Origin of the sequence: Alcanivorax nanhaiticus (genome assembly GCF_000756665.1) — a bacterium.
Taxonomy (GTDB): Bacteria; Pseudomonadota; Gammaproteobacteria; order Pseudomonadales; family Alcanivoracaceae; genus Alcanivorax; species Alcanivorax nanhaiticus.
In genome coordinates, this window is record NZ_ARXV01000002.1 from 144,073 (window position 1) to 158,260 (window position 14,188).

The following is a 14,188-nucleotide window of genomic DNA, read 5'->3' on the forward strand; positions in this document are numbered from 1 at the left end:
GTCTTTAACGGTTGAGCGCCATTTTTTAGGCAATCAGGGGAATCCAGTAGCTACTGCTGACGAGGATCAGCGCGATGATTGCCGTGGTCCAGACAATAATCTGCCGCCGTTTCCGTGTTTGCGGTACGGCGCAGGCGGTGCCCGACGCACAGGCCTCGATTGGTCGATGAACCTGCCAGCCAGACCAACCGAACAGCAACAACACGATGACAATAAAGAAAGGACGATAAGGCTCCAGCAGTGTCAGGTTGCCGATCCAGGCGCCGCTGATGCCCAGCGTCAGCAACACAAAAGGTCCGACACAGCACAGACTCGCACCGATAGCGGCAATCACGCCACCTATAACGGGTACGTTGCTTTCAGCGAGTTTATGTTTTGGGGTCATGGCTGAATCCACCCAATAATTGTGATGAAGCCAGTGTAACCACCGTACTCAGGTACGGAGTCAAGTTCAAATTTATGATTGATCGCCCATTTGTGATTGCTCGAAAGGGGGTTGCAAGGATTCCACAATGGGGCAAACCGCATTATCGGGATTGGTGCGGCACTGAATCAATAAATGCTCCAGGACTTGCTCCAATCGGTGCAGGTCGTTAATTTTCGCCCGCACCTCGGCCAGCTTACCTTCAGCCAGGCCTTGTACCTCTTCGCAATGCGATTCTCCAAGCGCCAACAGATTATCGATTTCTTCCAAAGTGAATCCCAGTTCCTGGGCGCGTTTGATGAACAAGACCCGCGCCAGGGTAGTTTTTGGGTAACGTCGGTATCCCTGTGCTGGTTTTGGCGGTTGCTCGATAAGCTGGCGACGTTCGTAATAACGGATGGTTTCGACACTGACCTGTGCTGCTTGCGCCAGTTTACCGATGGTCAGTTGACTCATCACTTTCTCCCATAACAGTTACCTCTGCATCGGCTGCTCTGGGTAAGTTGATCGTGAAGCGCGTGACGCCGCGTTCGGAGATCACCTCGATGTTTCCCTCATGAGCTTCGACTATGGACTTGACGATAGCCAGTCCCAAACCAGCGCCTTCGCTTTGCCGTTGTCGGGAGGGATCGATCCGGTAAAACCGGTCGAAAATTCTGGGCAAATGCTCGGCTGGAATTTCCGGCCCCGGATTTTGTACGCTTAGTAACGCCCTACCCTCACCCGATGAATCCAGCCGGATCAGCACACTTGCCCCCGCGGGCGCATGACGTAGGGCATTGGACAGCAGATTAGATAACGCGCGCCTCAGCATGGCGCGGTCACCCTGTATGATCGGCGCCTTTCCCTCCAATACCAATTCGATGTGTTTTTCCTCCGCCAGCGCCTCGAAAAAATCGAACAGCTCGCGCACTTCACAAGCCAGATCCAGCGGGTCCCAGACGGGCTTGAGCAGACCGTGTTCGCTTTGGGCCAGCCAGAGCATGTTATTGACCATCTTGGTCAGGCGCTCCTGTTCTTCCAGGTTTGAATATAGCAGTTCGCGATATTCTTCCAGGCTTCTGGACTTACCCAAACCCACCTGGGTCTGGGTAATCAGGTTGGTTAGCGGTGTGCGCAATTCATGGGCGATATCAGCAGAGAAATGAGAAAGTCGAACAAAACTGTCCTCCAATCGCCCAATCATATGGTTGAACGAATCAACCAGCGTTTTCAGCTCCCCCGGCACGGTATCGGGATCGAGACGCACATGCAGCCGATCCGCCTGGACATTACCCATAGACTCACTGAGAGTACGTATTGGGGCATGCCCCTGATGCACGCCATACCAAGCCGCCAGGAGAGTGATGGCCCCTGCCGCCACCATGATCATCCACAAACTGCGACGAAAATTTTCCAGAAAGTGGATGTGGAAATCCATATCGATGGCCGCAACGATGCGATAATCCTGGCCCGCGATGCGGGTATGGGTGGCAGTGCCACGGTAGGTTTTGCCATCAGATTGCCACGTGTACAGATTGTCTACCTGGATGCGGGCCACAGGGGCATAGGTGTTCGCCTGTGGCAAAGATCCGGTGTCCACGGAACTATAGACCAAACGTCCAGCATCATCCCAAACTTGAAAATAGACGCCGTGATGGCCAGACACAGCTCGCGCAAGGGCGTCCTCCGGAGCCAGACCCTGATCCTTCGCCGTTTGCAGGGCCTTCTCAACTGCACGGGTAATCACCACCAATTCGTCGGCATCCTGTTCAGCAAAATGGCGCTCCACCTCCTTTTGCACCAGATGGCCGATCATCAGCAGACTCAGGCTGATGGCGATCGCGACAAACAACATCACCCGGCTGTTGAGTGACAGCGGTCGTCTCCGGGCGAGGCTAACTTTCGTCATGGTCGTCTTCAACCTCCAGCTTGTAACCCATGCCACGCACGGTGTGAATCAGCTTGGGCTCATAATCGTCATCAATTTTTGCCCTTAGGCGACGTATGGCCACATCAATGACATTGGTGTCGGAATCAAAGTTCATGTCCCACACCTGGGAGGCGATCAAGGAGCGCGGCAGTACTTCACCCTGCCGCCGGACCAACAGCTCCAGCAGGCAAAATTCCTTATGGCTGAGATTGATCTTGCGGCCGGCGCGCGTGGCCCGGTGACGCGGCAAATCCAGGGTGAGGTCGGCGACTCTGATCTGGTCGGTCATCACCGGCACCGTACTGCGGCGCAACAGGGTGCGCACCCGAGCCAGCAGCTCGGCAAAGGCGAAGGGCTTGACCAGGTAATCGTCGGCCCCCAATTCAAGGCCCTTAACACGGTCATCCACACTGTCGCGGGCGGTCAGGAACAGCACCGGTGTCTGGCGGCCAGCCTCGCGCAATGACTGCACGATCCGCCAGCCGTCGACGTCCGGCAACATGACATCCAGCACCAGCAAATCAAAGATCTCTGTCATCGCCAAATGATGGCCGTCGAGGCCATTGCGCACTAACGTGACCAGAAAGCCCGACTCGGTCAGTCCCTGCTGTAAATAATCGCCGGTCTTGATTTCGTCTTCGACCACCAATAGCCGCATCGTTGCCTTGCTCCGTATGTTCAGAATGGGTTTGGAAACAGCCTAAACCTGGCTAACCCACAAGAAGATGACGACCAGATTACAACTTTGTCATTTTGAAGTCATGCGGGTGACAGGCTCGGCTCGCTAGTATGCGGACAACCATCGTTTATTCGAAAAGAGATTGACTCATGACCCCATGGTTTCCCCGACCCAAACAGCCCTGGCAACTTAGTCGCCGCCGCTTCGTGCAGGGCCTGGCAGCCGGTGGCGTGCTGGCCGCCACACCGTCCTGGTTGCAGGCGGCCGTAAAAGGCGCGACCGCGCTGGGCTCGGCACCGGTACTCAGCGGCCGAGAAATCGATTTGGTGATCGCCGAAACACCCGTCAATTTCACTGGCGTCACTCGTATGGCCACCACTATTAACGGTTCCATCCCGGCACCGACGTTACGGCTGCGTGAGGGCGATGACGTCACCATCCGCGTCACCAACCGCCTGCCGGTCGCCACCTCTATTCACTGGCACGGTATTCTGCTGCCCTATCAAATGGATGGTGTGCCGGGGATCAGCTACCCAGGCATCGCACCGGGAGAAACCTTTGTTTACCGCTTTACCCTCCGCCAGAGCGGCACCTATTGGTACCACAGTCACTCCGGCTTTCAGGAGATGACCGGGATGTACGGCGCCCTGATCATTGAGCCGCGGGCAGGCGAAAGACACCGTGCCGACCAGGATTATGTGGTGCAGCTGTCCGACTGGACCGACGAAGATCCAATGCATACCTTCAGCAAGCTGAAAGTACAAAGCGATGTCTACAACTTCAATCAGCCCACCTTTTTCGATTTCACAGCCGATGTTTCAAAGATGGGCTTACAGGCAGCCCTGGAAAAGCGCCAGATGTGGAACCAGATGCGGATGAACCCGACCGATCTGGCGGACCTGTCGGCGGCCACCCTCACCTTCCTAATGAATGGCACCACCCCGGCGGGCAATTGGAGCGGGTTGTTCCAGCGCGGTGATCGCGTACGGCTGCGGTTTATCAATGCCGCCAGCAATAGCTTTTATGATGTTCGCATTCCCGGTTTGAAGTTAACGGTGATCCAGGCAGATGGCCAGGATGTCGAGCCGGTCACTGTGGATGAATTCCGCTTTGGCCCCGGCGAAACCTACGATGTCATGGTCGAGCCACAGGACGACGCTTATACGATCTTCGCCCAGAGCATGGAACGCAGCGGTTACGCCCGCGGCACCCTGAGTGTGCGGCAAGGTTTAACAGCGCCTGTGCCAGAACCCGATTCGCCCGAGTGGTTAACCATGAAGGATATGATGGGAGCAATGGGTGGTGGCGCCATGGGCCACGACATGATGAAAATGGACTCCATGGGCCAAACCAAGATGGATCATTCCCAAATGTCCGGCGGTATGGCCATGGACCACAGTATGCACGGCATGCAGCAGGGTTCTGAGAACCCGCTTGGCAAACCTTCATCTACCATACACCACGCCCGAACCGAATACGGGGCTTCGGTTGACCAACGGGTGGATACGCCAAGTACCAATCTCGACGACCCCGGTATTGGCCTGCGCAACTTAAGCCAGCGTGGGCTGCGCCCACAGGGACACCGCGTGCTGACGCTGGCCGACCTGAAATCCATCGACGGTGTACTGGATGACCGCCGCCCGCCAGCGAGGGAGCTGGAACTACACCTCACCGGCAATATGGAACGCTATAGCTGGTCCTTTGACGGACTGGAGTTCGGCAAAAGCACACCGGTCTCCCTGCGCCACAATGAGCGCGTTAGAATCATTCTACAAAACGACACCATGATGACCCACCCCATGCACTTACACGGTATGTGGAGCGAACTAGAAACTGCCCAGGGCGAATTGCGGGTTCGCCGCCATACCATTCCAGTGCAACCGGCTCAACGCATCAGCTACCTGACTACACCTCACGATTTGGGTCGTTGGGCCTGGCATTGCCATTTGCTGTTTCATATGGATGCGGGCATGTTCCGCGAGGTGGTGGTGTCATGAGGCTGATTGCGATAAAACCCCTGACTATTCTGGCTTTTACTGTCGGTGCTTTTCCGGTGAATACCGTACTGGCGCAAATGGATCACAGCGAAATGCAAATGCAGGGCGGCAGCGCTCCTGCCGATGCCCGCGATCCCCATGCTTATTCCGACGGTTACACCTTGACCGAAGGGCCCTATGCACAGCCGGGGTCACGGCAACTGAAACTGGCGGACGAACACGCTTTCTGGTCCATTCTGGGTGATCGCCTGGAGTATCAGGAAGATAGCGATAGCACGGTTTACGATGTCCAGGCCTGGTATGGCACCACCTACGACCGCTTTGTCATCAAAGCGGAGGGTGATATCGCAGACGGCACGCTGGAAGAGAGCTCAACCGACCTGTTGTGGGGACATGCATTTAACGCCTTTTTCGACACCCAGCTCGGTGTTCGACTCGACCAGTTTAACGAAGGCAAGGACCGTCAGTGGTTGGCATTCGGTGTACAAGGCCTGGCGCCCTACTGGTTCGAGGTGGATGTGACTGCCTATGTGGGCGACGACGGTCGAACCGCGCTCTCCGCCGAATCCGAGTACGAGTTGCTGCTGACACAGCGACTCATCTTGCAGCCCCGTGCGGAACTGAATCTATATGGTAAGGATGATGCTGATAATGGTTTGGGGTCAGGCCTCTCATATCTCGCGGTCGGCTTGCGCCTGCGCTACGAATTCAGCCGCCAATTTGCGCCCTACATCGGTGTGGAATGGACAGACACCTATGGCGACACAGCCGATTACCGCCGCGCGGCAGGCCAAGATACGTCAGGCACCCAATTCGTCGCGGGACTGCGATTCTGGTTTTAACAATCACCAAGTTGATATAGAAACTTTTTAAACACCTATGAGGAACACCTTTATGAATATGAAAACACTAGCCACTGTCATCGTGTTCTCCACACTGGGCATCGCTTTATCTGCACAGGCCCATGATCCTAAAGAGCATATGAAAGACGCTGAAAAGCCGGATTGTGCAGCCATGAAAAATATGGATCACAGCAAGATGGATATGAATGATCCTGTGATGCAAGCCATGATGAAACAATGCATGAATGACACGCATAATAACGACTCTGAAAAGGATCAAGCGCAGGCTGATCATCAGGACAACGAAAAAAGCTCAGGCGAGCAACATTCAGAACACCAACACTGATCAACCCAAGGAGTTTTCATGTCGGCGCTCACCACCTTTATCAAGAGTCTGGTCATTACCGCTGTCTTCGCGCTGGTGGGTGGTGGGCTGTTTCTCTATTCAGGTCTCTACCCCATGGGAGCCGATGTACCACACAATCGGCTGACCTACTGGCTGCTGGAAACCTTGCGTGAACGTTCAGTTGCACGTGCTGCCAGTGACATTAAGGTTCCTGGCGACCTAAACGCACCGGAGCGGTTACTGGCGGGTGGCGCCGACTACAATGATATGTGTGCGGGGTGCCATTTGAAGCCGGGCAAAACCGAAAGTGATTTCACCCTGGGACTGTATCCCGCTCCCCCTAATCTAACTCTAGCCGGCGATGAACATGGGCACGAACATACCGGCGACACCGAAAATGACGACGAGGCCATTAAGCGACAATTCTGGATTATTAAACACGGCATCAAGGCTTCGGGCATGCCCGCCTGGGGACCGGGGCATGACGATGAACGTATCTGGAACATGGTGGCGTTCCTGAAGCGATTGCCGGAATTGTCTCCCGACCAATACCAGATACTCACCGCGCGCGGGCAAGACTCGGAGGGACACGGTCACTGACGCAGTATCTCAGGGCTTCCTGCGCTGAGATCACCCCGCAACCATCAAACAGTACGAGGAGAGACATTTGCACACGTTGAAAATCGCGTTAAAACCCATAATGGCAGGCCTAGTCTTACTGCCTGTAATCGCCACCGCCCACTCGTCACACAACCCGGTGGACGACATCGCCAAATACGATCAAACCGTCATCAAACGGCAGGTCGAATTTAAACAATCTCAGCAGACTGAAGAAAAAATACAGAATTTGCAAGATCAGATCAGCGCTCTCGAAAGCAAAATGCTCACCCTGAGAAACTTGATGGCCAGCGACTACCCTCATATCAAGGAAAAGATGAGCAAATACAAATTCGACTATATGGAAAGCGTTGACGACACCTTGGTACAGCTCAAAAAAGTGCTAACGCAAACTGATACCTTGCTCAATCAGTGAAACATCGCGCTTCTTGAGTAACTACAGCGCCAATAAGGGAGTCAGGAGTTATCGCTAACAAATCGAACCGTCTTTTTTCACCTGTTGCCCTCGGCGCCATTCTAACCATGGCGTTATGGGCTATTTGCTACCCACTCATCACTCTCAGCCTGCCCTATGCGCCAATTATGCTAACCGCATTTATCAGAGCAGCGATGGCAGGCTGTACTTTGATTCTTATCGCTGTTCTTTTGGGTCGACCTGCTCCCAAAGGCATTAAAGAGTACGGTTACATCCTGGCTATTGGTATCACAGCGACCAGTATTGGCTTCTGGGGCATGTTCTACGCGGGCAGTTTAATTACACCTGGCCTGGCAACCGTGCTCACCAATACGCAACCACTGATTGCCGGTATTCTTGGCTGGCACCTTTTAAACGAGCGCATCGGAAAACAGGCATTACTGGGCACACTACTCGGATTTGCCGGCATCGTGGTCATCAGCGCGGAAAGCCTGCTGGCAAAGGAGAGCCAACCATTAAGCGGTGTTGTTTTTGTTGTCATAGCGGCTACAGGGATAGCAAGCAGCAATATCCTGTTGAAGAAAGCAGCCAACAGCATCGATATTCTTTTCGCCATGGGTTTCCAATTACTACTGGGATCAATACCCTTGGGCTTGTTGATGTTGCTTCAAGCCCCCTTGCCATCCCTGAATTTGAACTGGGAGTACACCTGGATATTACTCACACTGGCAATACCCGGTACGGCACTACCGTTTATTGTGTGGTTTTGGCTAATGGACAAGGCACCGCTTTACAAACTCAATGTCTATAGTTTTTTAACACCCGTGTTTGGATTGTATTTCGGCTACGCCTATTTTTCTGAAACGCTATCGCCGGTTCAGTGGCTGGGCATACTTCTGATTATAGGAGCAATTCCCATGGTGACCTCGTTGTCCAGAAAGCCGGAAGCATGAGTGAAATTAAGAACAGTTGATTCCTAAGGTAAAACCATGACTAAATCAGCGAAGACAAAACAGCCCTATAAAACACAGCTTAAAAATCTGCAAATTCAGCTCGTCAGGTTGCAGCGCCACATTATCAAGAACGATCTGCAGCTACTGGTCATTTTCGAGGGAAGGGATGCAGCTGGTAAAGACGGCGTGATAAAGCGGATCACCGAACATTTAAGTCCGCGAGAGACGCGAGTGGTCGCGTTGGGTAAACCCTCAGAGAAAGATATCAACAGCTGGTACTTCCAACGCTATGCAGCCTTTTTGCCGAGCCGCCAGGAAATGGTACTCATGAATCGCAGCTGGTATAACCGTGCAGGCGTCGAAAAAGTTATGCAGTTTTGTACAGAAGCGGAATACGATCAGTTTCAAAAAACAGTCGTCCCTTTCGAAAAAATGCTCTGTGATTCCGGCATACAAATCATTAAATACTATCTCGACATATCGAAAGAGGAACAGAAACGGAGACTGGAGGATCGAAGAGTAAACCCCCTGAAACAATGGAAAATCAGCCCTATCGACGATACCGCTATCAAACATTGGGATGATTACTCGGCCGCCCGCGACGACATGTTACAACACAGCCATAGCGAGCATGCCCCCTGGTATATTGTCAAAGCCGATAACAAAAGGCGCGCCCGCTTGAATGTCATACGGCATTTATTGTCTATTGTTGATTGCCCTGACAAAGATCAACATTTGACGAAAGCAGATGCTAAAGTCGTATTCCAATTTAGCAGGTAATTTATCGAGAATGAAACAGAAGATCTCAAGCCTAAAGCTTAACTTGTAGTGGTCAGTTACTGCCGCCACTACCGAGCCATAACCAGCATCATAGAAGTCAAAAATAGTTGGTATCGGAAAAATACATCACCAATTGGCCACACATGAGGATTTCATTACTCGCTAGAATATTAAAGGAGCTTCGGGAATTGTTACTGCAACCGACGTCGAAATATACCCAATGACAAAATCAACATTGGAATTGCGATGGCGATCAGGCATAAGCTTTCATCCCACAGATCCCTCCAGCCGACACCTTTTAAAAACACACCGATAATAATATCCATGTAATAGCGCAACGGACTCAGGCGGGATAACGCCTGGAGAACGTCTGGCATCGCCTCCACGGGCGTCAGGGTACCCGATAGGAACATCACCGGAAACAACCCAAAAAAAGACAATAACAGGGCTTGTTGCAGGGTTCGGCTATAGGCGGCGATCAGCACCCCAAGAGCAACGGCACTGAGCAGGAAGAATCCCGTAAGGATCAGAAACAACGCGAGGCTGCCACGCATTGGCACGTCAAAGGCACGCACAATCAACAGGCTGGGAAACACGGCCAATAGGCCTATGATCATGGTCGGGGCAATTTTGGCGAGGAACAGCTGGAACGTGGAAATCGGCGCAACTAACAGTTGCTCTAGGGTACCACGTTCCTTCTCACGCACAATCGAGGCGGCGGGATGAATGACGCCCACCATCATACCGGCCAGGGCAATCATCGACAGTACCATGAAGCTCGATGTGGTCAGTTGCGGATTGTACCAGACGCGTGTCACCGCGATTGCACCGGTGTTCGCTGCAAACGGCAGTTGTTCGCGGACCAGCCTGGCAAGAACACCTCTCGCGTTATACAGCGAGTTAGCGGCAATATTGGAATCGGTGCCGTCCAATAACAATTGTAGTGTCGTCTGCTCACTGGAACGAATCGACCGCTCAAATCCCGGCGGTATCACGAGGATGGCAGTCACCTTGCCGTGCGCTAAGTGCGTTTCCGCAACCGATACCGCGCTTTCCTGATACTGAAGGTCAAAGGATTCACTCAGGGCAAATTTTTGCACCAACTCGCGACTGATAGTACTGCGGTCCTGGTCAACAATGGCCAGCGGCACATCTTCCACGTCAAAGCTAAGCGCGAGGGTGCAAAACACCGCTTCGACGGTGTATAACCACAAAATCAACACCAGGATCACTCGATCGCGAAAAAACTGGATAACTTCCTTGCGCAGCAGGCCAATCATCGCTATGGACATATCAGGCCACCTTCTGCTTCATACGCCAGACAGCAAACACGAATACCACCAGGGTGTACCCTATCAACAGCAGCAGATTGGGCAACACTGCCTCAACACCCAGCCCTTTTAATAAAATCCCTCGCGACACCTCCATAAAATAACCGGCGGGGAATAACCGACTGTAGAGCTGCAGGCTGTAAGGCATTGTAAAAATGGGGAACAAAAATCCGGAAAACAGGAAAGACGGCATCAGGGTGACGATCAGGGTAATCAGCATGGCGGCAAGCTGCGTTCGCGCCAGGGACGAAACCAGCAACCCGATGCCCACCGTGGTAAACACATAAACCAGTGAGGCGACAAACAACAACGGCAGGCTACCGGCGATAGGAATCTCGAACCAGACAAAGCCGACCAGGATGACCATCAGGATTTCGAGAAAAGCCACCAGGGCATAGGGCAGCAGCTTTCCCAACACATACTCAGCGGAGCGCAATGGCGAGGCATAAATCTGTTCCACGGTGCCTGTTTCTTTTTCCCTGACGATGGCCAAGGTGGTCAGCAACGGCGGAAAAGCCATCAAAATCACCGCAAACAACCCGGGAATGACAAAGTTGATACTGTTCAGGGACGGGTTGTACCAAACGCGGGTCTGCATCTCAACGGGCTCGGGCCGCGGCGCGGGAAAATAAGCGATGACGGCGTCGATATACGCCATCCCCAACCCGGCAACCATTGGATAGCCGCCATCGACGATCACCTGCACCGGCGCCGGCTGATCCCTTAGCAGCGCCCGGCCAAAACCGGGAGGAATCACAATGCCTGCGCGGATACGGGATTGCTGCAGGCTGCGGTCAAGGTCGCGAGTATTGTGACGGTATTCGATGATGTCGAAATAGGGAGAACCAGCAAAGCGCGCCACCAGCGCACGACTGGCAGGCGTATTGTCCTGATCGTAAAGACCCAACGCCAGCTCATCAACATCCATATTGATGGCATAGCCAAACAAAAAAAGCATGACCAGCGGCATCACCACGGCCAGCGCCAGCGTCACTGGGTCCCGCACCAGTTCCCGAGTTTCCTTGAGCAGCAAGGCAACAATGCGACGCGCGTTCATCCCTCACCTTCGCTCAATGATGCGCTATCGGCCCGTGCAACTGCGGTGAGAAAAAGCGTTTCCATATCGGTATCGGGCGACAAGGCGAGAGATTCAATGAGTGCATCGCGGCTACCATGTGCGATCAGGCGACCGTTCATCATCAGCGCCAATCGATCGCAGTAAGCGGCTTCGTCAAGATAATGGGTGGTCACGGCCACGGTCATGCCTTGTGACGCCAATACCCGGATGACCTCCCAAAAGCGGTAGCGCGAGGCGGGGTCAATACCGGATGTCGGTTCATCGAGAAACAGTACTGCCGGCCGATGCAGAATACTGCCAGCGAGCGCCAGCCGCTGTCGGATGGCGCCGGACAAATCCCCGACCATGGTCCGAAGAGGCACCGTCAACCCTGTTACTGCACTGGCCCATGCCACGGCGGCACGCGCGGTATTGCCCGACAATCCGTAGAGGTTGGCAAAAAACGCCAGATTCTCCCCCGCCGTCATATCCAGATAGAGCGAAAATTTTTGCGACATATAGCCGATTTGCCGTCGCAGATTGCGATTTTTCAAACTCACTGCTTCGCCACCGACAACCGCCCCGCCCTCGGCAATTGCCGTCAGACCACAGATGGCCCGGATCAACGTGGTTTTGCCCGCGCCGTTGGGTCCCAACAGCGCCAGCAACTCCCCTCTCTCAATCGTCAGATTAATGCGATCGACGGCGGTGAATTCGCCAAAACGGATACTGAGGTTTTGCGTTTGCACGCCGTTGCGATCTTTATCCGCATCAAGTTTGGCTGCTTCTACAGGGAATCTACTGGCCTGTTCACCATTCCCCATAGCAGGTGGTTCAACACAGTCCATTTCAACCTCCGTACGGCTATCCAGCACGAACAGATCTTCAAGCTGTGGTTCAGCTGGCGTAACCACGGTATTGGCTGGCAGCTCGCGCATGGCTAGTTGTTTGAAATCGTCGGCATCAGTGACGCAGCGCAGACGATCCGGCAGCCGCTGTATGGCGCGCATCCCTTGCAGTCGACGCAGCTTTACCGAGACATCGTCAAGCGGCTCGGGCGATGTCGAAAATGTTACACTGAACACCCGCCCCCTGAGCTGTTCCAGCAGTGCCCCGGGTGTCCCATCCGCCAGCACTTGACCTTCCCGCAACAGAACCACACGGTCGCAGCGCATGGCCTCATCCATATAGGAAGTCGCAATAACGCTGGTGACTTGCCGCTGCTGAAAACGATCCAGCATTTCCCATAACTGGCGACGCGACAGTGGATCGACGCCCAGACCCGGCTCGTCCAGAATGAGCAGTTCAGGCTCATGAATCAGGTTGGTACAAAGGGAGAGCTTTTTGCGCATGCCACCGGAAAGCTTGCCCGCCGGCCGCTGCGTAAAGGTCGTGAGGCCGGCCATCTGTAGCAAGCTGTTGCGTCGCGCAAGGTATTGATCTTGAGGTACGTCGCGGATGCGAGCGGAAAACGCGAGGTTTTCATCCACGCTCAAGCGATCATAGAGGGTAAAGCCCTGCGACATATAGCCGATGCGAGCGGCAATGATTTTGGACTCGCGGCGTGTATCAAGGCCAAACACCCGACAGTCACCGCTGCTGGGGTCGAGGATGCCCGCCAGCATTTGCAACAGCGTGGTTTTCCCGGCACCGTCTGCGCCGACGACACCGACACGCTCTCCCCGTCGCACGGCAAAGCTGATATCACCCACTGCAACCGTCTCCCCGAACCGCCGCGAAAGTTGTTCAGTCTGTAAGATAAGTGCCTGGGGCTGTTCAACAATGGCGTCAGGCATGTTGTATCAACTTGCCGGAACCGGTAGCGAAGCCGGCCATTGTTGGGTGGCGTCCCAGCGAATCCAGGCATCGGCCGGCATCCCCGGTTTCAACAGGCCATCAGGATTGTCCAGTGCCAGGGTAACCCCGTAAACCATGCGCTGGCGCTCATCCGGCATATGTACATCCCGCGGGGTGAATTGAGCAAAATCATCAATACGGCTGACATTGGCGACAAACTCTCGATCGACACCATCGACGCGAATACGCGCCTCATCACCCAGGTGCAGGCGGTTCAGGTGGTTGGCGGAGACATAGACTTTCAACTCCAGACGGTTGAGATCGACAATCAACGCCAGCGGCTGGCCGGCGGCGACCACCTCGCCGGTCTCCACTGCACGAATCAACACCGTGCCCGACAAGGGGGCTGCCACCTCCAGTTTGTTGCGTTGGGATTCGGCCAACGCCAACGTAGCACCAGCGGCTTCCATCTGTGCGTTGAGCGCGTCGCGCTGCTTCTGCAACGCCTGCAAGCGCCCCATTGCTTCTTTAACAGCATTTTCTGCCGTATCGACATCCTGCTGCGTACCCAGTTTCTTTGTCTGCAGGGCGCGTACACGTTCCAATTGGCGCTTTGCAGTCGCGGCGTGGTGGCGCCAGGTATCACGTTCACTGTCAATTACGGCGATGTTCTCCTTAAGTGACTCAAGTTCGCCCTGGGCACCACGGATCTGTTCGTCGGCATCCACCGGATCGATCTCGACAAGTACGTCACCCGTAGAGACCGCTTCGCCTTCCAACAGGCGATGTCGCAGCACCCGGCCACCGCGTTCAGCGGCAAGCTTTACATCACGCCCCTCGATATACCCGTTACCATAAACGAAGCCCTCGGGTAGCGGTTTACCCTGGGTGAGCCAAAAGAGCCCGTAAGAAACAACGGCAACCAGGACTATCACCGCTAACGACCAGATCCAGGATGGATTTTTCATCTTTTTTCCTTGGTTCGCACATCAACTCAGTCGAGCAATAGCCCTCGTATCAGGGCGCCATAGACCACC

The 14,188-nt window shown here is 54.2% G+C and carries 15 protein-coding genes; 7 read left to right on the top strand and 8 right to left on the bottom strand.

Annotation, left to right across the window (positions count from 1 at the left end; genetic code table 11):
* Nucleotides 1–25: 25 nt before the first annotated feature.
* The 4 genes from Y5S_RS02760 to Y5S_RS02775 all read right to left on the bottom strand — a co-directional run bounded on the left by Y5S_RS02760 (nt 26) and on the right by Y5S_RS02775 (nt 2,994).
* Entirely contained in the window at nt 26–385 is a 360-nt protein-coding gene (locus tag Y5S_RS02760; RefSeq protein WP_035230258.1) for a mercuric transporter MerT family protein, read from the bottom strand.
* 72 nt (nt 386–457) lie between these two features.
* Nucleotides 458–880 carry an Hg(II)-responsive transcriptional regulator gene (merR, locus tag Y5S_RS02765; protein WP_035230259.1) on the bottom strand — a complete coding sequence of 141 codons (423 nt, stop codon included), beginning with the start codon at nt 878–880 and terminating at the stop codon, nt 458–460.
* Nucleotides 858–2,315 (bottom strand): Cu(+)/Ag(+) sensor histidine kinase, encoded by a 1,458-nt coding sequence (locus Y5S_RS02770; protein ID WP_081939637.1) that lies wholly within the window; start codon nt 2,313–2,315, stop codon nt 858–860. The genes merR and Y5S_RS02770 overlap by 23 nt, the downstream gene beginning before the upstream one ends.
* Nucleotides 2,302–2,994 carry a heavy metal response regulator transcription factor gene (locus tag Y5S_RS02775; RefSeq protein WP_035230261.1) on the bottom strand — a complete coding sequence of 231 codons (693 nt, stop codon included), beginning with the start codon at nt 2,992–2,994 and terminating at the stop codon, nt 2,302–2,304. The genes Y5S_RS02770 and Y5S_RS02775 overlap by 14 nt, the downstream gene beginning before the upstream one ends.
* A gap of 170 nt (nt 2,995–3,164) precedes the next feature.
* Here Y5S_RS02775 and Y5S_RS02780 point away from each other — a divergent pair, with 170 nt between their 5' ends.
* The 7 genes from Y5S_RS02780 (at nt 3,165) to ppk2 (ending at nt 8,966) form a co-directional block, all read left to right on the top strand.
* Nucleotides 3,165–5,012, top strand: a complete 1,848-nt coding sequence (locus Y5S_RS02780; protein ID WP_035230262.1) for a copper resistance system multicopper oxidase — start codon at nt 3,165–3,167, stop codon at nt 5,010–5,012.
* Entirely contained in the window at nt 5,009–5,854 is an 846-nt protein-coding gene (locus Y5S_RS02785; RefSeq protein WP_035230263.1) for a copper resistance protein B, read from the top strand. The genes Y5S_RS02780 and Y5S_RS02785 overlap by 4 nt, the downstream gene beginning before the upstream one ends.
* Before the next feature lie 52 nt (nt 5,855–5,906).
* Nucleotides 5,907–6,200 carry a hypothetical protein gene (locus Y5S_RS02790; protein WP_035230264.1) on the top strand — a complete coding sequence of 98 codons (294 nt, stop codon included), beginning with the start codon at nt 5,907–5,909 and terminating at the stop codon, nt 6,198–6,200.
* Between the two features lie 18 nt (nt 6,201–6,218).
* On the top strand, nt 6,219–6,800 hold the full coding sequence (locus Y5S_RS02795; protein WP_035230265.1) for a c-type cytochrome: 582 nt from the start codon (nt 6,219–6,221) through the stop codon (nt 6,798–6,800).
* A gap of 67 nt (nt 6,801–6,867) precedes the next feature.
* Nucleotides 6,868–7,233, top strand: coding sequence for a hypothetical protein (locus Y5S_RS02800; protein WP_035230267.1), 366 nt, complete (start codon nt 6,868–6,870; stop codon nt 7,231–7,233).
* Between the two features lie 98 nt (nt 7,234–7,331).
* The gene (locus Y5S_RS02805) at nt 7,332–8,186 is read left to right on the top strand and encodes a DMT family transporter (RefSeq protein ID WP_269319427.1); all 855 of its coding nucleotides are present in this window, start codon (nt 7,332–7,334) and stop codon (nt 8,184–8,186) included.
* 36 nt (nt 8,187–8,222) lie between these two features.
* Complete coding sequence (gene ppk2, locus Y5S_RS02810) at nt 8,223–8,966, top strand: polyphosphate kinase 2 (RefSeq protein ID WP_035230272.1); 744 nt, start codon at nt 8,223–8,225, stop codon at nt 8,964–8,966.
* A gap of 191 nt (nt 8,967–9,157) precedes the next feature.
* Here the strand turns inward: ppk2 and Y5S_RS02815 are convergent, their stop codons facing one another.
* Genes Y5S_RS02815 through Y5S_RS02830 form a run of 4 tightly spaced genes read right to left on the bottom strand, consistent with a single transcriptional unit; the run spans nt 9,158 to nt 14,119 of the window.
* Nucleotides 9,158–10,258 (bottom strand): ABC transporter permease, encoded by a 1,101-nt coding sequence (locus tag Y5S_RS02815; RefSeq protein ID WP_035230273.1) that lies wholly within the window; start codon nt 10,256–10,258, stop codon nt 9,158–9,160.
* Between the two features lies 1 nt (nt 10,259).
* On the bottom strand, nt 10,260–11,354 hold the full coding sequence (locus Y5S_RS02820; RefSeq protein WP_027948886.1) for an ABC transporter permease: 1,095 nt from the start codon (nt 11,352–11,354) through the stop codon (nt 10,260–10,262).
* Entirely contained in the window at nt 11,351–13,150 is a 1,800-nt protein-coding gene (locus tag Y5S_RS02825; RefSeq protein WP_035230274.1) for an ATP-binding cassette domain-containing protein, read from the bottom strand. The genes Y5S_RS02820 and Y5S_RS02825 overlap by 4 nt, the downstream gene beginning before the upstream one ends.
* A gap of 6 nt (nt 13,151–13,156) precedes the next feature.
* Complete coding sequence (locus tag Y5S_RS02830) at nt 13,157–14,119, bottom strand: HlyD family secretion protein (protein WP_035230275.1); 963 nt, start codon at nt 14,117–14,119, stop codon at nt 13,157–13,159.
* Nucleotides 14,120–14,188 lie beyond the last annotated feature (69 nt).